Origin of the sequence: Mesorhizobium sp. WSM3864 (assembly GCF_002294955.1) — a bacterium.
Lineage (GTDB): Bacteria > Pseudomonadota > Alphaproteobacteria > Rhizobiales > Rhizobiaceae > Mesorhizobium.
In genome coordinates this window covers 21,559-40,294 of sequence record NZ_NSGD01000013.1, presented here as the reverse complement: position 1 = coordinate 40,294, position 18,736 = coordinate 21,559, and the positions used below count along the sequence as shown (strand labels likewise).

Below are 18,736 nucleotides of genomic sequence, written 5' to 3'. Positions count from 1 at the left end.
CCATAAAGACTTGAAAAGCGTCGGCGCTCGGCTACACCCGTCGGGCGATTTGTCGGCAATGGAAACTCACGGGGCGAGATGAGATCATCTTTGATCCGGCGCGGGGTATGGGTAATCGGCGTTGCGGTGCTGGTCATCGCGCTCGCCGTCGCCGCCTTGCCGCTGATTGCCTCGACGCGCATCGTACGCGACCGCATCGCTTGGGAATTGAGCGCCTGGAGCGGTTTTCGCGTGACGATCGACGGCTCGCCGCGCATCGAGGTGTGGCCTAAGTTCCGAGCCATCCTCAGCGATGTGACGCTGTCGCAATGGACGGAGACCGACGCGCCGCCGGTGATCGAAGCCGAGCGCGTCGAAGTCGATCTCTCGGCCATGGCCGCCGTGCAGGGCGAGGTCCAATTCTCGACGGCACGGCTGGTGCGGCCGACGATCAGGGTGGAGCGCAAGGCGAGCGGCCTCTATCTGCCGCCGCTGCCGACCGGCGGCCGCATCACGCGCTCGATCGACACTGCGCGCGGCGTGGTCACCGCGAACCCGCAGAAGCCCGACCTCGGCAGACTCCCTTCCGATCCGTTCGGCATCGTCGAGTTCCGCGACGGCCGCGTCGTGACCTCGGTTGGCGGCAAGGATACCGAGATCCTGAGCAGCCTCAGCGGCCAGGTGAACTGGGCGGCGATGAACAGCGACGCCGCGCTCACGGCGACCGGCATATGGCGCGGCGAAAGCGTCCAGATCGATTTTTCCTCGGCGAAGCCGCTGGTGCTGTTTGCCGGAGGGGTCGCCCCCGTCACGCTCGCCTTCAAGGCGGCGCCCGCCACGCTTTCTTTCGACGGCGTCGCCTCGATGTCGGAGAACGGCTATCTGGACGGCCAGGCGAAATTCACCGCCCCTTCGCTGCGACGCCTGCTTGAATGGTCGCAGGCCGGCATGGCGCCTGGTGCTGCGATCGGCTCCGTCTCGGTCGCGAGCAAGGTGGCGGCCTCGGCGGGACGCGCGAAGTTCGAGAACACGACGGTGGCGCTGGACAACAACCCCGGCATGGGAGCGCTGGACTTTTCGTTCAGCGAGCCCCTGCCCGTCATTTCCGGCACGCTTGCGTTCGATACGCTCGATCTTCGATCGGTGCTTTCCGCTTTCACGCCGATCGCTCCGGCCGGCCAGGCAGCCCCCGGCGAGTTCGACACCGGCTTCGCCGACAAGATGAACCTCGATCTCAGGCTGTCGGCAGCGCACGCCACCGCCGGCCCGATACAGCTTGCCGATGTCGCCGCGACCGCGCAGGTCAAGAACGGGCTTGCCGTCTTCGACATCTCCGACGCGTCGGCCTTCAACGGCAACATCCAGAGCAGCCTGCGCTTCGACCGCAAGCCGGACGGCACGCAGGTCGAGTTGCGGCTTTTGGCATCGGACGTCGACACCGGCGCCTTCGCCACCGCGGCGGGGATGACGCGGCTGGTGCCGGCCGGAACCGGAACCGTCTCGGTCATTCTGAAGGGGCCGGGCAAGGCCTGGGACTCGATCTTCGAGAACGCCGACGGGTCTTTCTCGGCGACGTTCGGGCCGGGCTCGCTCAACGGCCTCAATCTGCCTGCCTTTCTCAAGCGCAACGAACAGGGCGGATTCTTCGCCCTCGACGACGTCGCCGACGGCTCGCTGCCCATCGACGGTGCCGAGATCAAGGCGAGCATCTCGAAAGGTGTGGCGCGGCTGGACAAGGCCGAGGTCAATGCACAGAAGTACAAGATCTGGCTTTCGGGCATCGCATCCTATACCGGGCGCGGGCTGGCGCTCTCGGGCGGCATCATCCCGAACGGACAACCTGCGCAGCAACAGCCGGCCCAACAACCGGCTACCGCCGGTCAGACAGCGGTGCAGGCGCCGCAGCCCCCAAAGCAATCGTTGTTCTTCGTCGGCGGCAACTGGAGCACTCCGTTCATCTCGCCGATCAGCCGCGGCGTTTCAGGCCAATAGAACAAGGCGCAGGTCGCGCCCGTCTTTGTTCCCTATCCGCGTTGCGCCGCCTGCTCATCGCGCTGGCGCTGGACCTCGCGGCGCTTGTTGGCGATCGAGGCAATGATGACGCCGATCGCGACGACGGCGATCAGGATGGTGCAGGCGGCATTGATCTCCGGCGTCACGCCGAGGCGCACCTGGCTGTAGATCTTCATCGGCAGCGTCGTGGCGCCGGGGCCCGAGGTGAAGGAGGCGATGACCAGATCGTCGAGCGAGAGCGTGAAGGCCAGCATCCAGCCGGAGACGATCGCCGGCAAGATGACGGGCAAGGTGATCTGGAAAAAGGTCTTCACCGGCGGCGCGCCGAGGTCCATCGCGGCTTCTTCCAGCGAGCGGTCGAAGGAGACGAGGCGCGACTGCACAACGACGGCCACGAAGCACATGGTGAAGGTGATGTGGGCGAGCGTGACGGTGAAGAAGCCTCGGTCAAGTCCGACGGCCACGAAGAGCAAGAGCAGCGACAGGCCGGTAATGACTTCCGGCATCACCAGCGGCGCAAAGACCATGCCGGAAAATAGCACCCGCCCCTTGAAGCGTGTGTAGCGGGTCAAGGTGATCGCCGCCAGCGTGCCGAGCACGGTCGCAACGGTCGCCGAGATGACGCCGACGCGGGCCGTCACCCAGGTGGCGTCCATCAGGCCCTGGTTGTGGAACAGCGACACGTACCATTTGGTCGAGAAGCCGCCCCAGACGGTGACGAGCTTCGATTCGTTGAAGGAAAAGACGATGAGAAGCACGATCGGCAAATAGAGAAAGGCAAAGCCGAGCACGATCGAGGTGATGTTGAAGCGGCTCCAGGTGGCGTTCATTTGCCTTGCTCCTGGGCTTTCGCTTGAGCCTGCTGGAAGAACATGATCGGGACGGTCAGCACCAAGAGTAGAATGACCGCCACCGCCGACGACACCGGCCAGTCGCGGTTGGCGAAGAATTCGTTCCACAGCGTCTTGCCGATCATCAGCGTCTGCGAGCCGCCGAGAAGGTCCGGTATGACGAACTCGCCGACCGCCGGGATGAAGACCAGCAGGCAGCCGGCAATCACGCCCGGCAGCGACAGCGGGAAGGTGATCTTCCAAAAGGCGCCGATCGGCGGGCAGCCGAGATCCTGCGCCGCCTCGATCAGCGAATAGTCCATCTTCTCCAGCGATGAGTAGAGCGGCAGCACCATGAAGGGCAGATAGGAATAGACGATGCCGATGAAGATCGCGGTGTAGGTGTTGAGGATGACCAGCGGCTGGCTGATCAGGCCTGTGGCGAGCAGCACCTGGTTGAGCAGCCCTTCGGGTTTCAGGATGCCGATCCAGGCATAGACGCGGATCAGGAACGAGGTCCAGAACGGCAGGATCACGAGCATCAGCAAGGTCGGCCGGATCGTCGCCGGGGCGCGCGCCATGCCATAGGCGATCGGATAGCCGACGATCAGCGTCAGCACCGTCGAGATGCCCGCGATGATCAGGCTGGTCACATAGGCGTTGAAGTAAAGCGCGTCCTGGGTCAGCCAGGTGTAGTTGTCGAAGTTGAGCTCGCGAAAGCCGGCGAAGAATCCGGAAATACCGTCGCCGAAATCGAGCACCGGGGTGTAAGGCGGCATCGAGATCGCCGTCTGCGACAGCGAGATCTTGAAGACGATGATGAACGGGACAAGGAAGAAGAACAGCAGCCAGAGATAGGGAATGATGATAACGAGACGGTCGACGAAGCCCTTCGCCAGCTTGGTCGGCAACTGAGCGGCGGTTTCGGCCGAGGAAGGGGCGGCGGCGATATTGGTCATGGCCGCCCTATTACCTTGTCAGCACGACGCCGGCGTCCGGCCGGAAGGAGACCCAGGCGCGATCGTTCCAGGTCAGCGGGTCCTCGCTGACGCGGGCAGCGTTCAACGCGCTTGCTCGCACCATCTGTCCGTCGTCGAGCTTGATGTGGTAGACGGTCATGTCGCCAAGATACGCAACGTCATAGACTTCGCCTTCCAGCGCATTGACGGCATCGGCCGGCTTCCTCGACGACACCTTGATCTTCTCCGGCCGGATCGCGAAGACGATGTCGGCGCCCTTGGTGGTGTCGGCGGCGTTCTCGACGACGATCTGCGCACCGGTCGCGCCGGTGATGCGCGTCGTATTCGCTGCCCGCTCGGCAACCTTACCCTCGAACATGTTCACATTGCCGACGAAGTGCGCGACGAAGCGCGATGTCGGGGCCTCGTAGATTTCCGCCGGCGTCGCCACCTGCATCACCTCGCCCCTGTCCATGATGGCGATGCGGTCGGCCATGGTCATGGCTTCCTCCTGGTCGTGGGTCACGACGACAAAGGTAAGGCCAAGCTCCTGCTGCAGGTCCATCAGTTCGAACTGCGTCTCCTCGCGCAGCTTCTTGTCGAGCGCGCCGAGCGGCTCGTCCAGCAAAAGCACCTTCGGCCGCTTGGCGACCGAGCGGGCAAGCGCCACACGCTGGCGCTGACCGCCGGAAAGCTGGTGCGGCTTGCGCTTGGCGAACTGCTCGAGCTTGACCAGCCTCAGCATCTCGGCGACGCGCTTTTCGATATCGGGAGCGGGCATGCCTTCCTGCTTGAGGCCGAAGGCGATGTTCCTTTCCACCGTCATATGCGGAAACAGCGCATAGGACTGGAACATCATGTTCACCGGCCGCTTATAGGGCGGAATGCCGCGCAGGTCCTGGCCGTCGAGCAGAATGCGCCCCGCGGTCGGCTCCTCGAAGCCGGCGAGCATCCTGAGCAGGGTCGACTTGCCGCAGCCCGAGGCGCCGAGCAGGGCGAAGAACTCACGTTCGAAGATGGTCAGCGACAGATTGCTGACAGCGGTGAAGTCGCCAAACTTCTTGGTCACCTTGTCGAACTGGATATACGGCTTGGCGCTCGGATCATTCCATGGCGCGAAATCCCTGCGGATGCTGCCAAGCGATTTCATGTCCCACTCCGGGTCTGTTTCGTTCCGCTGGAACGGTTCATGGTTTCGAGAAAACGCCGAACCGCTCCAGCTTTTTGTTTTTGACGCAATTCCGGGCGGAAAACCGTCCCACACTGTTGCTGGAATTGCTTTCAAAGAAAGCGACCCCGGCAGTTTCTGCCGGGGTCGCGTCTCGATGCTTATTGGCCGGTGACGATCTTGGTCCAGGTGCGCGTGATGATGCGCTGTGTCTTGGGATCGTAGGGCTGCACGGTGTAAAGCTTCTTGGTCGTCTCCTCGTCCGGATAGACCGAGGTGTCCTCCAGCAGGGCCTTGTCGACGAACTGCTGCGAGGCCTTGTTGCCGTTGGCGTAGAGCACATAATTCGAGGATTTGGCGATGACTTCCGGCGTCATCATGTAGTTGATGAACTCATGCGCTTCCGCGACATGCGGCGCGTCGGCGGGGATCGCCATCTGATCGAACCACATCTGGGCGCCTTCCTTGGGCACCGAATAGCCGATCTCGACGCCCTGCTTGGCCTCCTCGGCGCGGTTGCGCGCCTGGAACACATCGCCGGACCAGCCGATCGCCAGGCAGATGTCGCCGTTCGCCAGCGCGTTGATGTATTCCGAGGAATGGAACTTGCGAATATACGGCCGGACCTTGAGCAGGGCTTCCTCGGCCTTGGCGATATCGTCGGGCGAGGTGCTGTTTGGATCGAGGCCGAGATGTTTCAACGTGGCCGGAATGATGTCGGAGGGGGAATCCAGCACATAGACGCCGCAATCCTTGAGCTTGGCGAGGCTCTCCGGATTGAAGAACACATCCCAGCTGTCGATCTTGTCGGTGCCGAGTGCCGCCTGCACCTTCTTGACGTTGTAGCCGAGGCCGACCGTGCCCCACATGTAGTTGACCGAATACTCATTGTTCGGGTCATACTTTGCGGTGCGCTCCGAAATGACATCCCACATGTTGGAGATGTTCGGCAGCTTGGACTTGTCGAGCTTCTGGAAGACGCCGGCCTGGATCTGGCGCGCCAGGAAATTGGCGCTGGGCACCACGACATCATAGCCGCTGCCCCCGGCCAGCAGCTTCGTCTCCAGGATCTCGTTGGAATCGAAGGTATCATAGACGACCTTGATGCCGGTCTTCTTGGTGAAGTCCTCGATGATTGAGCTGTCGATATAGTCCGACCAGTTATAGACGTTGACGACGCGGTCGTCGGCATGGCCGCTCGCGGCGAAGAGCGTCAGAAAGGCCGAAGTCGCCGAAAGCAAAAGCGCTTTGCGGATCATGATATTCTCCTTTGGTGAGTGTTCCCGTGCCGGCCCGTCGCGACATGGCGCGGGACGGCGTTTGTTTCAGACTATGGAGCTTTCCGGGGAGCGACAAGCGCACGCGCCTGGCGGTGCGCCGGATCGTTGAGTGACGGGCGCCGTCCTTGCCTCCTTTCCAGGAAGCTGTTCGGACGGCCTCAGCGGCGTTGGCCGCGGCGTAAGCAGAGATGTAACGATGCGGTCCGGCCTCGATGAGGCCGGCGGAGTCACTTGGCAAGATACGCCTGTCTTGTTGTTGCCGTAATTGCAGCCTGCCCGGCCCGCAGCGGAGTTGTCAATGGGGAAGACACGCAAGCATCAATTGGGAGACGGCAGCCCGGTGATGCCCGGCCGCTCGGGCCGGGTCTGCCGCTTGAACTCAAACGCAATATGAACAAGCAGCGCGGCGATGACGACCGCACCGCCGATGATGGTGCGCCCCGACGGCACCTCGAAATGGACGAGCCACACCCAGATCGGACCGAGGATCGGCTCGAAAGTGCCGAGCAGCGCCGCGACGGCCGCGGGCACCAGGCGGGCGCCCATGGCGAAAAAAGCAAGACCGACGCCGAGATTGATGACGCCGAAGGCGAAGAGAAAGCCCATGTCGCGCCCGGAGACGGTGAATTCCGTGGCTTGCGAGGCAGCAAAAGCACCGGCGAGCAATGCGCCGAGGCAAGTGGCCGGCACCATGCGCACATGGGCAAAGCGCCGGGTGATCACGGTCGCGAGCGACAACATCACCGCGATCAGCAGCGCCAGACCATCGCCGATCGGCGAGACGGCGCCGTCAAGCGATTCCGAGACCATGATGGCCACGCCGGTGATGACGGCAGCAATGGCGACCCAGGTTCCTGGACTCACGCGTTCGCGAAACAGCACCCAGGCGAGCATGGCCGCCAGAAGCGGGACACCGGCCTGCATCAACAAGATGTTGGCGACCGTCGTGTAGGCGAGCGCGACGATGAAGCTCGTGGAGGCGGTGGCGAAGCAGAGGGCGACGCCGAGCCCAGGCAGGCCCATGTCGCGGAACAATCTCCAGGTGCCGCGCCAGCCGCCGCGCCATAGCATGAAGGCGACGAGGAAGCCCACCGCCCAGATCGAGCGCCAGAACACCACGGTCCAGCTGTCGCCGACATGGATGAAGCGAGCTATGGTGCCGCCAAAACTCCACATCAGCGCCGACAGGAAGACCAGTAGCATGCCGATCCGCTCCTCGCGCGGCGAGACGGCAGCCAAGGCAACGCGAGACGAGGCGGTATCGGTCATAGGCGAGACTGTCAGCTAATTGCCGGCGGCACGATCCACCACGGACGACCACACCATACCCCATTCGCGTAGCGCAAATGCTCGAGCCAGGCGTGATCCAGCATCCGCTGAAATGTAGGACAAAGCCGGCTTTCGCCACGCCGAACCGTTGCGGCTAGAGGGGGCGCGCTACCCCTGGAAATCGAAGGCGCTGAGACCCGTCACCATCTCGTCGAGGCCGAGCGGCCGGGTCACCGGCGGCTCGGCGCGCGCCAGGCAGCCGACGCGCTCGCAGAGCCTGCAGGCCGGGCCGACCGGCGTTGCGAATGCCGTGCTCTGCGCGGCCTTGGCGGCGGACGGTCCGGGCAGCGCCGCGCTGTAGACGATCTCGTCGCGAAAGCCGATGTCGCAGCCCAGCAGAAGCGCCGTGCGCCGCGGCCGCTCGGAAAAGGCGCCTTGCGGCCCTTCGAGCGTGCGGGCGATGCAGAGGAACTCGGCCCCGTCCGGCATTTCCACCGCCTCGACCAGGATCCGGCCCGGCTGCGAAAAGGCCGCATGGACAGGAAGCTTCGGACAGGCGCCGCCGAAACGGCTTTGCGGATAGCCCAGGCTGCCCGCCTTGCGGAAGCGGTTGCCGGCACTGTCGACCTCCAGCATGAAGAACGGTACGCCGGAGGCGCTCGGCCGCTGCAGCATGGTCAGGCGGTTTGCCGCCTGCTCGAAGGAGACGCCGAAGCGCGAACGCAAGACGTCGATGTCGTAGCGGGCGCGGACGGCCGCTGCATGAAAGGCGTGATAGGGCATCATCAGCGCGTGCGCCGCATAGCGGCCGAGCTCGAAACGGGCTAAGCGACGCGCTTCGTCCGTGCCGAGCTTCAACGTCTGGATCTCGCTCGCCACCGCCACCGTCATGCGCATCAGGCTCGCCTCCATGGCGACCTCGCGCAGCTGATCGAAGGGGGAGAGCCGCTCTGACAGGAACAGGCGTTGCGAATGGCGATCGTAGCGCCTGCGCCAGTTCGGCATGGTGGCCACCGGCAGCACCTTGACCACGATGCCGTGCTCGCGCCTGAGCCACGCCTTCAGCGTGCCGAACAGGTCGTCGCCCGGATCGAGCAGCGAAATGAAGGCCTCGGCTTCCTCCTCCAGCGCGGCGAAATGGTTCGGCCTGCGCTCGAAAGTCTCGTGCACTTCGTCGACAGGCAGGCGCTTGCCGGACAATGCGGTCGCCCTGCCCTCCCGCGCCAGGAGTTCATTGAGATCCGACAGCCGATCGGCCTGCTCGCGATAGGCGCGAAACAATTTCACCATCGCGGCGGAAGCGTTCGGCGCGATCTCGGCGAGGTCGATCAGTTCCTGGTCGCCCGGCAGTTCGCCGGCCAGCAGCGGATCGCCGAACACTTCCTTCAGCGCCGCGATCGATCCTTTGGTCTCGCCCTGCAATTCGTGCGGGTCGATCTTGTAGACTGAGGCCAGCTTGAGGATCAGCTGCACCGTCAGCGGCCGCTGGTTGCGCTCGATTAGATTGAGGTAGGACGGCGAGATGCCCAGGCCTTCGGCCATCGCCGTCTGGGTCAGGCCCTTGGCGTTGCGAAGCCGGCGGATGCGCGGCCCGGCGAAAATCTTCTGCTCGGCCAATCGGCTACCTTGACAAGAGTTTTACATAACGGCGCGCCGTCGCGGGCTCATCCAACTTTTTACAATCATGACAGATTTACAGCCCCGACCTGTCAAACGCAACACCAGTTTTCTCGTATTTTAGCGGGCAAGCTCCGGTTTTTCTGGCGAATTTTGCGGCGCAATGTAAACAATGTAACACGTGAACGGCGCACAGATACGTCCCTCAAACGGGCCATCTAAACAAGCAAGACTGTCCTGGAGCAATCGATGACTGATTTTTACAACCTCGTCCCGTCCGCGCCGGAAGGCCGTTTCGACGGCATCGAACGGCCCTACTCGCCGGAGGACGTGAAGCGGCTGCGCGGCTCGGTCCAGATTCGCCATACGCTTGCCGAGATGGGCGCGAGCAGGCTGTGGAAGCTGATCCACGAGGAAGATTTCGTCAATGCGCTCGGCGCCATGTCGGGCAACCAGGCCATGCAGCAGGTCAGGGCGGGCTTGAAGGCGATCTATCTGTCGGGCTGGCAGGTCGCGGCCGACGCCAACACCGCGTCGGCCATGTATCCGGACCAGTCGCTCTATCCGGCGAATGCGGCGCCGGAGCTGGTCGAGCGCATCAACCGCACGCTGCAGCGCGCCGACCAGATCGAGACATCCGAAGGCAAGGGTCTTTCGGTCGAGACCTGGTTCGCGCCCATCGTCGCCGACGCCGAAGCCGGCTTTGGCGGGCCGCTCAACGCGTTCGAGATCATGAAGGCTTTCATCGAGGCCGGTGCCGCTGGCGTCCACTATGAGGACCAGTTGGCGTCGGAGAAGAAGTGCGGCCATCTCGGCGGCAAGGTGCTGATCCCGACCGCAGCGCATATCCGCAACCTCAATGCGGCCCGGCTTGCAGCGGACGTGATGGGCACGCCGACGCTGGTGGTGGCGCGCACCGACGCGGAAGCCGCCAAGCTGCTCACCTCCGACATCGACGAGCGCGACCGGCCTTTCGTCGAGTATGACGCCGGCCGCACGGTCGAGGGCTTCTATCACGTCAGGAACGGCATCGAGCCCTGCATCGCGCGCGCCGTCGCCTACGCGCCGCATGCGGACCTGATCTGGTGCGAAACCTCGAAGCCGGATCTTCAGCAGGCAAGGAAGTTCGCTGAAGGGGTGCACAAGCACCACCCCGGCAAGCTGCTCGCCTATAATTGCTCGCCGTCGTTCAATTGGAAGAAGAACCTGGACGACGCGACCATCGCGAAGTTCCAGAAGGAACTCGGCGCAATGGGCTACAAATTCCAGTTCATCACACTGGCCGGGTTCCACCAGCTGAACTTCGGCATGTTCGAACTGGCCCGCGGCTACAAGGAGCGCCAGATGGCGGCCTATTCGGAACTGCAGGAGGCGGAATTCGCGGCGGAGGTCCATGGCTATACCGCGACCAAGCATCAGCGCGAAGTCGGCACCGGCTATTTCGATGCCGTTTCGATGGCGATCTCCGGCGGCCAGTCTTCGACCACCGCCATGCATGAGTCGACCGAGCACGCCCAGTTCAGGCCGGCAGCCGAGTAATGACAACACCAGAGGAAACGCCCGAAGGGCACTTACGTCGAGGAGAACAGCAATGGCATCGATAAGCCGGGTCAAGGAACGGGCCGAAGAACAGTCGAGCGCGATGAGCGTCGATCAGCAGGCGACGATCCGCATGCTTGCCAACGACCTGCACAGGCTCAACCAGTCTGTGATGAAGGCGGTCGAAGCAGGTGTGTCCGTCGAGCTGGTGCGCTCGGCCAGGCACCATGGCGGAGACGGCAACTGGGGTGATCTTTTGATTCCAGTGATCGTCACCCATCAGAACCAGGGCTGACGTAGCGTCAACAGTCACTCGCGAGTGTCTCCCGTGCGCTATACGTGCCGGGAGACTTTCGTTTTTTCAGATTGCGGCCGGAGCGCCGGGGAGAACTTGCGCCGGATTTTAGCAATTCTTGCTATATTATCATTTTCCACTATTTTTGCTTGACACCGCTGGCGATCTCGCGCCAATTGCGCGCTTAAGGTTTCAACCCTGCATTGAGCCAGAGCTCCGCCAGACATGTGTCCCGCCAATCGTGACGACTCTGAAAAACCAATGAAACCGACGGACCGCGGCGCGGCGGGCCGGTTGCCGGCGGATTTCTCCAAGGTGCTGGTGGTTGGCAAATCGTCGATCAACCGGGTCGTCGTATCGAAAATCGTGGAAAAGTCCGGGCTGAAGCCGATTTCGGAGCCACCGGAGGCGGCCGAAAAAGCTTTGGCCGGCCTGGTTCCCGGCGCAATCATACTCGACGGCGGACCCGACGACAGGGATTGCGACAGGTTGCTGTCCGGCATCGACGCGCTGCGGCGCGCTTCCGGCAAGGCGCGGCCCGCCGTGATCCTGCTTTCAACCAGGAATGGCACGCCGGACAGCCTCGGCCTGTCGAGCGTGGTCGACGCCGTGGTCGCCAAGCCGATCACGCCCGAAAGGCTGCAACCAGTAATCGATCGCCTGGTCGGCCGCGGCTAGGCAGAGGCGACGCTCAGCCGGGCTTCGCTATTGCCTCGACCAGTGCCGGCAACTCGCCGAGATCTGCGATCTCGCGAAAACGCGGCGCCGCGACAGGCGCCTCGGCGTGTTCGATCGCCCAGGTCAATTCGTGCGGCACATGGATGCCCCAGCCACCGGCCTCGATGGCGGGAACAACGTCGGACTTGAGCGAGTTACCAACCATCATGCTGTTCTGCGGACCGTCGCCATGGCGGCTGAAGATGCGGGCATAGGTGGCTGCGCTCTTGTCGCTGACGATCTCGACGGCATCGAAGAGATCACCCATTCCCGACTGCGCGAGCTTGCGCTCTTGATCGAAGAGGTCGCCCTTGGTGATCAGCACCAGATGGTAGGAGCCCGCCAGCTTTTCGACCGTCTCGCGGGCATGCGGCAGCGGCTCGATCGGATGGCTGAGCATCTCGCGGCCGGCAGCCAGGATTTCGCCGATGACCGAACCGGGCACCTCGCCGTTTGTGATCGCGACGGCCGTCTCGATCATCGACAGCGTAAAGCCCTTAATGCCGAAGCCATAGAGGGCGAGGTTGCGCCTTTCCGCTTCGAGCAGCCGTGCCGCGATGTGCTCATGGTCGCCGTGCTCGGCCAGCAAGGCGGCAAAACGCTTCTCGGTCAGGCGGAAGAACTGCTCGTTCTGCCACAGCGTGTCGTCGGCATCGAAGCCGATGGTGGTCAAACGTGGAGCGGACATGTGCGACCCTTTGCTTACAGGCTCATTAGACCCTGTGGCGCTGCGCCGCCAGCAAGAAGACAGGCGCGCCGGTTCCTTTGGGCTGCGTCTCGGCTTGCCTGTGGCGACGCGGGCGCCTCCCCTTTCCTTCCGCCACGGCGCCCGTCTATACTTTGAAATCCGCAACACAATCTGGTGAATGATGCCGCCTGAAAAAAAGGAAGTCCGTCCGTCGAGCCGGGGGGGACGCGCCCGCACGCCTGCCTTCTTGAAAAACGAACGGGGTGTGAAGAATTGGAAGGAAGCCAGCGCCTGGCTGGAATGGCGGGGCATCGAGGACATCGAGTGCATCACGCCGGACCAGGCCGGCGTCGCCCGCGGCAAGATGATGCCGTCGAAGAAATTCACCTCCAACACATCGCTCGCGTTGCCTTCAGCCGTGTTCATGACGACGATATCCGGGGGCTATCCGGAAGACGGCAATGGCTTCCACTATCCGGAGGACGACGGCGACCTGAAGCTCTTGCCCGATCTCTCGACACTGACCGTCGTGCCCTGGGAGGAAGATCCGACCGCCGCGGTGATCTGCGACCTAGTCCACCAGGATGGCCGCTCCGTCGAATTCACGCCGCGCAACGTTCTGAAGCGCGTGCTGGCCGCCTATGACGACCGTGGGCTGAAGCCGGTGGTGGCGCCCGAGATCGAATTCTATCTGGTACGCAAGAACCCCGATCCGGACTACCCGCTGACGCCGCCCGTCGGGCGCTCAGGGCGGCCGATCGGCGGCGGCGCCGGCTATTCGATCGCGGGCGTCAACGAGTTCGACGAACTGATAGACGACATCTACCATTTCTCGGAGCGGCAAGGCCTGGAGATCGATACGCTGATCCACGAGGAGGGCGCCGGTCAGCTTGAGATCAACCTGCGTCACGGCAATCCGATCGAGCTTGCCGACCAGGTCTTCATGTTCAAGCGCACGATCCGCGAGGCGGCGCTGAAGCACGAAATCTACGCCACCTTCATGGCCAAGCCGATCCAGGGGCAACCTGGCTCGGCCATGCATATCCACCAGTCGGTGGTCGACAAGAAGACCGGAAAAAACATCTTCTCGGCCGAAGACGGCGCCGAGACGGATGCGTTCTTCCATTTCATCGGCGGCATGCAGAAACACGTGCCGAACGCGCTGGTGATGCTTGCGCCTTACGTCAATTCCTATCGGCGGCTCACGCAGGCAGCGTCGGCGCCGGTCAACAACAAGTGGGGCTACGACAACCGCACGACGGCTTTCCGCGTGCCGCGTTCCGATCCCGCGGCGCGGCGCGTCGAAAACCGGATTCCGTCCTCGGACGCCAATCCCTATCTGGCGCTTGCCGCCTCGCTTGCCTGCGGGTTGATCGGCATGAACAACAAGGTCCAGGCCGAGCCGCCGGTGCTGACGACCGCCAACGAGGACGAGATCGACCTGCCGCGCAGCTTGCTCGAGGCCGTGGACCTCTTCGAAGCCGACGAGGAGCTTGGCGCCATCGTCGGCAAATCCTTCGCAGCCACGTATGCGGCCATCAAGCGAGCCGAGTTCGAGACATTCATGGAAGTGATCAGCCCTTGGGAGCGGGAGTATCTGTTGCTGAATGTGTGAGCGGCCACTTCGTCGAGTGAATGGGGTGAATAGTGAATGGTGAGTAGTTTCATATTGGATGGGTGAACGCAGCCAGAGCGCTCTAGCAAAGCATTCACTATTCACCATTCACCTGCGTTTCCGCATGCCTCGATGGGCGGGTATTCCGGCCACGGTATCATGCTGTCCAACTTCTTCGGCAAGCTCTACGCCGAGACGGTCGCGGGCAATCGCGACCGCTGAAGCTGATCGAGTATCTGAAGATTCCCGCCTTCCCGGGCAGCCGTCGTTTGCGCGCACCGCTGCTGTTTCTGGCGCTCAACTGGTTCGCGCTGCGCGACAGGATCTGAAGCCGGAACATGTGCAGAAGCTGTTAATTCGACAAGTCCGCTTCCCCAACGGCACGTTGCGGAATCCTTAACAAACGCGCAGAATTTCGCAAAAAGGCGCAGTGATGCCATAATCGGCGGTAAAAGATGCCGGTTCTGGGCGATAAGACGGGGATTTGCGCGGGCCTGCCCGCTGGAAATTTCGGGACCGATGCCGATCAGCCGCGAACGGTTTGCGGCAAGATCGAAAGAACGTCGGCCCGGTTGTTGGAGGTGGTTTAGGTGAACGAGCCCTTCAGTTTCGGTGCGCCGGAACGACGGCACTTTGCCGTGCGGTTCGGCTATGACATGCGGCCCTCGTTCTGGCAGGGCCTGCAGTCGAACGCGCATCTGGTGATCGCGGCTGTCGGCACCGCGGCGCTGCTTGGCGTGGCGGCGGTGGCGCTTTGGCTGGCCTTGCCGGCCAATGAGCGGCAGGCGATCGCGAAAACGGAGCAGACCGTCCCCGCGATCCCGGTCAAGACGAAGAAAATCACTCCGGCCGTATCGAGCGCTGTCAGTGTCGCCGCCGCGCCGCAAGCCGCGCGCAAGGCCGATGCGGTTTCGCCCATGACTGCATCCCGAGAAGCCGCCATCCCGGCACTGGCTTCCAACAATCCCCGCTGGAACGGCACGGTTGGTGAGCCTGCGCCCGCGGCGGATGCTCCGCCGGCCTCATCCGCTCAGGCAGCGGAGAAGCCGGCGACGCAGAACGACAAACCGGCCGTTGCCGCCTTCGCCGAATCCGCGTCCGGAAACGATGCTTCGGCCGCCCTGGCTGAGGTCGCGTCGCCAGCGCCGGCGGCTGCCCAAGCGGCAGACGCAAAAAAGCCTGACGACAAAATGGATGCGGCCCAGACCGCCGCCATCCCAGACGCGAAGCCCCAAGTTGCCGAGGCCCAGCCGGCGGCACCCCAGGATGCGGCCCAGGACGAGCCGAAGCCTGAAAACGCCGGCACTGGCACCAATGGACGCGTCCTGAGGGCTGTCACCATGCGTTCCGGCCCGAAGAACGGCGCCGCCGCGATCGTCACTGTGCCTGCCAAGTCAGCTGTCCAGGTGATGAGCTGCAAAAAATGGTGCGAGATCGTCTATAACGGCAAACGCGGCTGGATCTACAAGAGCTTCGTCAAGACCGGCGCCTGATCTGGACGCTCTTGGCGGCCTGACGCCGCCGCGACGTCGGTTCAGATGCAGCGCCCGCCGTCGACCTCCAGCGCCACGCCGGTGATCAAGGCCGCCTCGTCCGAAGCCAGCCAGAGCGCCGCGTTGGCGATGTCGAGCGGCGTCGACAACCGGCCGAGCGGGATAGAGGCGCGGAATTTTTCACGGATCTCCGGCGTGTCGGCGCCCATGAACTTCTCCAGCATGCCGGTCTCGCCGGCGACCGGGCAGAGGCAATTGACGCGAATGTTCTTCGGGGCGAGTTCGACCGCCATCGACTTGGTGGCGGTGATCGCCCATCCCTTGGAGGCGTTGTACCAGGTGAGGCCCGGCCGCGGCCTGATGCCGGCTGTCGAAGCCGTGGTCAGTATGACGCCGCCGCCCTGCCGTTCCATGATCGGCACCACGGCAAGCGCGGCATGATAGATCGCCTTCATGTTGACAGCGGTGATCAGGTCGAAGGTTTGCTCGTCGACGCCGAGCATGTCGCCGTTGCGATGGGTGTAGCCGGCATTGTTGACCATGATGTCGACGCGGCCGAAGGCGCTTTTGGCGGCATAAACCATCTCGTCGAATTCGGAGCGTTGCGAGACGTCGGTCTGGGTCCAGATCGCGTTGTCGCCGATTTCCTTCGCCACGCGCGCTGCGCCCTTGGCGTTGAGGTCGGCAACCACGACGCGCGCGCCTTCCTCGGCGAAGCGCTTCGCCATGCCCTCGCCGAAGCCCGACGCCGCGCCGGTGATGATGGCAACCTTGTTTTGCAGACGCATGGTTTTCCCCATCATTGAAGGGCCGGCGTTCGCCATTCTCCCTTAGCTTTCGTCACATTCAGGTTCTATGTTGCAGGCGCGAACGCTTCCGGAAAGCTGTTGCTTGCCGACAAGCCTCCCGGTGGCGCCAGTGTCAAGGCCACATATGGGCCCAATCGATTGTCCAGCGATTGGTCCTGGATGTGACACCATGACACTGGACGATTTAAATCGATTAGAATATATCAGCCCCGCTCCCGGCTAGCGGCATCAAACCGGACTGACCATGACCAGCCAGATCATCCCTGTCGAACCTTTCGACTTCATCATTTTCGGCGGGACCGGCGACCTGTCGGAGCGCAAGCTTCTGCCCTCGCTCTACCACCGCCAGCGCGGCCACCAATTTTCGGAGCCGACGCGCATCATCGGCACGTCGCGCGCGAAGATGAGCGATGCCGAGTTCCAGAGCTTCGCCAAGAAAGCGATATCGGACCATGTGAATCCGGCCGACATCGAGCCGAAGGAACTGGACACATTTCTTGCTCGGCTTTCCTATGTCTCGGCGGACGCCACCTCGGGCGTCGGCTTCGACAAGCTCAAGAAGGCGATCGGCGACAGCGACCGCATCCGCGCCTTCTACCTCGCGGTGGCGCCGGCGCTGTTCGGCGACATCTCGCATCAGCTCAAGGAACACAAGCTGATCACCCCGAACTCGCGCATCGTGCTGGAGAAGCCGATCGGCCGTGACCTCGCCTCGGCGCGGACGCTCAACGACGCCGTGGGTGACGATTTCCACGAAAGCCAGATCTTCCGCATCGATCACTATCTCGGCAAGGAAACGGTGCAGAACCTGATGGCGCTGCGCTTTGCCAACGCGCTTTATGAGCCGCTGTGGAACTCCGCCCATATCGATCATGTGCAGATCACCGTGGCCGAGACGGTGGGTCTCGAGGACCGCGTCACCTACTACGACAAAGCCGGCGCGCTACGCGACATGGTGCAGAACCACATCCTGCAGCTGCTTTGCCTGGTTGCCATGGAAACACCGTCCTCGATGGACGCGGACGCCGTGCGCGACGAGAAGCTGAAGGTGCTGCGGGCGCTGAAGCGCATCAACGGCAACGAGGCGCCGAAGCACACGGTGCGCGGCCAGTATCGCGCCGGCGCCTCCGCCGGCGGGCCGGTCAAGGGCTATGTCGAGGAGCTCGGCAAGGACAGCAACACCGAGACCTTCGTCGCCCTCAAAGCCGAGATCGGCAACTGGCGCTGGGCCGGCGTGCCTTTCTATCTCAGGACCGGCAAGCGGCTGGCGACCCGCGTTTCGGAAATCGTCATCGAATTCAAGCCGATCCCCTATTCCATCTTCGGCGATAGCGCCGGGCCGATCTTCGCCAACCAGCTGGTGATCAGGCTGCAGCCGGACGAAGGCGTCAAGCAGTACATCATGATCAAGGATCCGGGGCCGGGCGGGATGCGGCTACGCCAGATCTCGCTCGACATGAGCTTCGCGCAATCCTTCCACAGCCGCGCGCCGGACGCTTATGAGCGGCTGATCATGGATGTGGTGCGCGGCAACCAGACGCTGTTCATGCGTCGCGACGAGGTCGAGGCGGCCTGGAAGTGGATCGATCCGATCCAGAACGCCTGGGAAAGCGCTAGGCAGGAAGCGCAGGGCTATACGGCCGGCACCTGGGGTCCGTCGGCCTCCATCGCGCTCATCGAACGTGACGGACGGACATGGCACGAGAGCAATTGAGCGGGGCCGCTTACGCCTGGAACGGCTTTGCCGACCGCCAGCAGCTGGCGGCGGCCCTTGCCGGCCACGTCGCCGCCCGCCTGACCAAGGCGATCACCGACCGCGGCACCGCATTGCTCGCCGTATCCGGCGGCACGACGCCGGCAAAATTCTTCGCCGCGCTCTCTTTAATCCCGATCGCCTGGGACAAGGTCACCGTGACGCTGGTCGACGAACGTTTCGTGCCGCCCTCCTCGCCGCGCTCGAATGCCGGGCTGGTAGCGGCCAACCTGCTCCAGAACAAGGCAGCGGCAGCGCGCTTCGTGCCGCTCTACCATGAGGCGGCGAGCATCGAGGACGCAGCGGCGTCAGATAGCGAGGCCCTGCAATCATTGCCCTGGCCGCTGGATGTGGTGGTGCTTGGCATGGGTGCCGACGGACACACGGCCTCCTTCTTTCCCGATGCCGGCAATCTCGCCGAGCTCATCGACCCATCCTCACCGCGCATCGTGCTGGCCGTGCATGCGCAAAGCGCCGGCGAGCCGCGGCTGACACTGTCGATGGCGCGGATCGTTGCCGCCGGTTTCATCGCGCTCCACATCGAGGGAGAGGATAAGCGCATCGCCTTCGACGGCGCGATGGGAGCGGGCATGAAAAAGCCCGTCCGCAACGTGCTCGAGGCGGCGCCGATACCGGTAGAGGTGTTCTGGGCACCCTGATTTCACCAAAGGAACAGCCCCGGAGGCTGTGGGAGGACGTTTCCGGGGCCCGA

16 protein-coding genes and 1 pseudogene are annotated in these 18,736 nt (G+C 63.3%); 9 read left to right on the top strand and 8 right to left on the bottom strand.

What is annotated here, in order from left to right; genetic code table 11:
* Window positions 1-78 precede the first annotated feature (78 nt).
* Window positions 79-1,971: an AsmA family protein gene (locus tag CK215_RS22840; protein WP_095832248.1), complete on the top strand. Its 1,893-nt coding sequence runs from the start codon at window positions 79-81 to the stop codon at window positions 1,969-1,971.
* Window positions 1,972-2,003: 32 nt separating this feature from the next.
* Here the strand turns inward: CK215_RS22840 and CK215_RS22835 are convergent, their stop codons facing one another.
* From CK215_RS22835 to CK215_RS22810, 6 genes are all read right to left on the bottom strand, one after another.
* The gene (locus CK215_RS22835) at window positions 2,004-2,822 is read right to left on the bottom strand and encodes an ABC transporter permease subunit (protein ID WP_066989287.1); all 819 of its coding nucleotides are present in this window, start codon (window positions 2,820-2,822) and stop codon (window positions 2,004-2,006) included.
* Entirely contained in the window at window positions 2,819-3,781 is a 963-nt protein-coding gene (locus CK215_RS22830; RefSeq protein ID WP_066989289.1) for an ABC transporter permease subunit, read from the bottom strand. Before CK215_RS22830 ends, CK215_RS22835 begins: the two co-directional genes overlap by 4 nt.
* 10 nt (window positions 3,782-3,791) lie before the next feature.
* Window positions 3,792-4,931 (bottom strand): ABC transporter ATP-binding protein, encoded by a 1,140-nt coding sequence (locus tag CK215_RS22825; protein WP_095832247.1) that lies wholly within the window; start codon window positions 4,929-4,931, stop codon window positions 3,792-3,794.
* Window positions 4,932-5,110: 179 nt separating this feature from the next.
* Window positions 5,111-6,208 (bottom strand): polyamine ABC transporter substrate-binding protein, encoded by a 1,098-nt coding sequence (locus tag CK215_RS22820; RefSeq protein ID WP_067327271.1) that lies wholly within the window; start codon window positions 6,206-6,208, stop codon window positions 5,111-5,113.
* Window positions 6,209-6,547: 339 nt separating this feature from the next.
* A complete protein-coding gene (locus tag CK215_RS22815; RefSeq protein ID WP_095832246.1) occupies window positions 6,548-7,498 on the bottom strand; it encodes a DMT family transporter in 951 nt (316 codons plus the stop codon).
* Between the two features lie 168 nt (window positions 7,499-7,666).
* Window positions 7,667-9,115 carry an XRE family transcriptional regulator gene (locus CK215_RS22810; RefSeq protein ID WP_095832245.1) on the bottom strand — a complete coding sequence of 483 codons (1,449 nt, stop codon included), beginning with the start codon at window positions 9,113-9,115 and terminating at the stop codon, window positions 7,667-7,669.
* A 249-nt stretch (window positions 9,116-9,364) separates the two neighbouring features.
* Here CK215_RS22810 and aceA point away from each other — a divergent pair, with 249 nt between their 5' ends.
* The 3 genes from aceA (at window position 9,365) to CK215_RS22795 (ending at window position 11,627) form a co-directional block, all read left to right on the top strand.
* A complete protein-coding gene (aceA, locus tag CK215_RS22805) occupies window positions 9,365-10,654 on the top strand; it encodes an isocitrate lyase (RefSeq protein ID WP_095832244.1) in 1,290 nt (429 codons plus the stop codon).
* A gap of 52 nt (window positions 10,655-10,706) precedes the next feature.
* Window positions 10,707-10,949, top strand: a complete 243-nt coding sequence (locus tag CK215_RS22800; protein WP_066989302.1) for a hypothetical protein — start codon at window positions 10,707-10,709, stop codon at window positions 10,947-10,949.
* 261 nt (window positions 10,950-11,210) lie between these two features.
* Window positions 11,211-11,627, top strand: coding sequence for a response regulator (locus CK215_RS22795; protein ID WP_170950362.1), 417 nt, complete (start codon window positions 11,211-11,213; stop codon window positions 11,625-11,627).
* A gap of 13 nt (window positions 11,628-11,640) precedes the next feature.
* Here CK215_RS22795 and CK215_RS22790 read toward each other — a convergent pair whose 3' ends face one another.
* The gene (locus tag CK215_RS22790; protein WP_095781924.1) at window positions 11,641-12,354 is read right to left on the bottom strand and encodes an HAD family hydrolase; all 714 of its coding nucleotides are present in this window, start codon (window positions 12,352-12,354) and stop codon (window positions 11,641-11,643) included.
* 181 nt (window positions 12,355-12,535) lie between these two features.
* Between CK215_RS22790 and CK215_RS22785 the strand changes: the two genes are divergently transcribed.
* The 3 genes and pseudogenes from CK215_RS22785 to CK215_RS22775 all read left to right on the top strand — a co-directional run bounded on the left by CK215_RS22785 (window position 12,536) and on the right by CK215_RS22775 (window position 15,462).
* Window positions 12,536-13,969, top strand: coding sequence for a glutamine synthetase family protein (locus CK215_RS22785; protein WP_066989433.1), 1,434 nt, complete (start codon window positions 12,536-12,538; stop codon window positions 13,967-13,969).
* Between the two features lie 129 nt (window positions 13,970-14,098).
* Window positions 14,099-14,298 (top strand): annotated as a pseudogene (locus tag CK215_RS22780) (FAD-dependent oxidoreductase); the annotation flags it as partial.
* 261 nt (window positions 14,299-14,559) lie between these two features.
* Window positions 14,560-15,462, top strand: coding sequence for an SH3 domain-containing protein (locus CK215_RS22775; RefSeq protein WP_095826916.1), 903 nt, complete (start codon window positions 14,560-14,562; stop codon window positions 15,460-15,462).
* A 41-nt stretch (window positions 15,463-15,503) separates the two neighbouring features.
* Here CK215_RS22775 and CK215_RS22770 read toward each other — a convergent pair whose 3' ends face one another.
* Window positions 15,504-16,250, bottom strand: a complete 747-nt coding sequence (locus CK215_RS22770; RefSeq protein ID WP_095826915.1) for an SDR family oxidoreductase — start codon at window positions 16,248-16,250, stop codon at window positions 15,504-15,506.
* A gap of 265 nt (window positions 16,251-16,515) precedes the next feature.
* On the opposite strand from CK215_RS22770, the gene zwf reads away from it, so the two are divergent.
* Both zwf and pgl read left to right on the top strand, forming a co-directional pair.
* Window positions 16,516-17,985, top strand: a complete 1,470-nt coding sequence (gene zwf / locus CK215_RS22765; RefSeq protein ID WP_066989313.1) for a glucose-6-phosphate dehydrogenase — start codon at window positions 16,516-16,518, stop codon at window positions 17,983-17,985.
* Complete coding sequence (pgl, locus tag CK215_RS22760; protein ID WP_095832242.1) at window positions 17,967-18,683, top strand: 6-phosphogluconolactonase; 717 nt, start codon at window positions 17,967-17,969, stop codon at window positions 18,681-18,683. The genes zwf and pgl overlap by 19 nt, the downstream gene beginning before the upstream one ends.
* Window positions 18,684-18,736: the final 53 nt, after the last annotated feature.

Coding starts and splice junctions, on each gene's coding strand:
- CK215_RS22840 (WP_095832248.1), top strand. CDS start 79: ATGAGATCATCTTTGATCCGGCGCGGGGTATGGGTAATCGGCGTTGCG.
- CK215_RS22820 (WP_067327271.1), bottom strand. CDS start 6,208: ATGATCCGCAAAGCGCTTTTGCTTTCGGCGACTTCGGCCTTTCTGACG.
- CK215_RS22835 (WP_066989287.1), bottom strand. CDS start 2,822: ATGAACGCCACCTGGAGCCGCTTCAACATCACCTCGATCGTGCTCGGC.
- CK215_RS22795 (WP_170950362.1), top strand. CDS start 11,211: ATGAAACCGACGGACCGCGGCGCGGCGGGCCGGTTGCCGGCGGATTTC.
- CK215_RS22815 (WP_095832246.1), bottom strand. CDS start 7,498: ATGACCGATACCGCCTCGTCTCGCGTTGCCTTGGCTGCCGTCTCGCCG.
- CK215_RS22785 (WP_066989433.1), top strand. CDS start 12,536: ATGCCGCCTGAAAAAAAGGAAGTCCGTCCGTCGAGCCGGGGGGGACGC.
- CK215_RS22790 (WP_095781924.1), bottom strand. CDS start 12,354: ATGTCCGCTCCACGTTTGACCACCATCGGCTTCGATGCCGACGACACG.
- CK215_RS22770 (WP_095826915.1), bottom strand. CDS start 16,250: ATGCGTCTGCAAAACAAGGTTGCCATCATCACCGGCGCGGCGTCGGGC.
- zwf (WP_066989313.1), top strand. CDS start 16,516: ATGACCAGCCAGATCATCCCTGTCGAACCTTTCGACTTCATCATTTTC.
- pgl (WP_095832242.1), top strand. CDS start 17,967: ATGGCACGAGAGCAATTGAGCGGGGCCGCTTACGCCTGGAACGGCTTT.
- CK215_RS22830 (WP_066989289.1), bottom strand. CDS start 3,781: ATGACCAATATCGCCGCCGCCCCTTCCTCGGCCGAAACCGCCGCTCAG.
- aceA (WP_095832244.1), top strand. CDS start 9,365: ATGACTGATTTTTACAACCTCGTCCCGTCCGCGCCGGAAGGCCGTTTC.
- CK215_RS22825 (WP_095832247.1), bottom strand. CDS start 4,931: ATGAAATCGCTTGGCAGCATCCGCAGGGATTTCGCGCCATGGAATGAT.
- CK215_RS22800 (WP_066989302.1), top strand. CDS start 10,707: ATGGCATCGATAAGCCGGGTCAAGGAACGGGCCGAAGAACAGTCGAGC.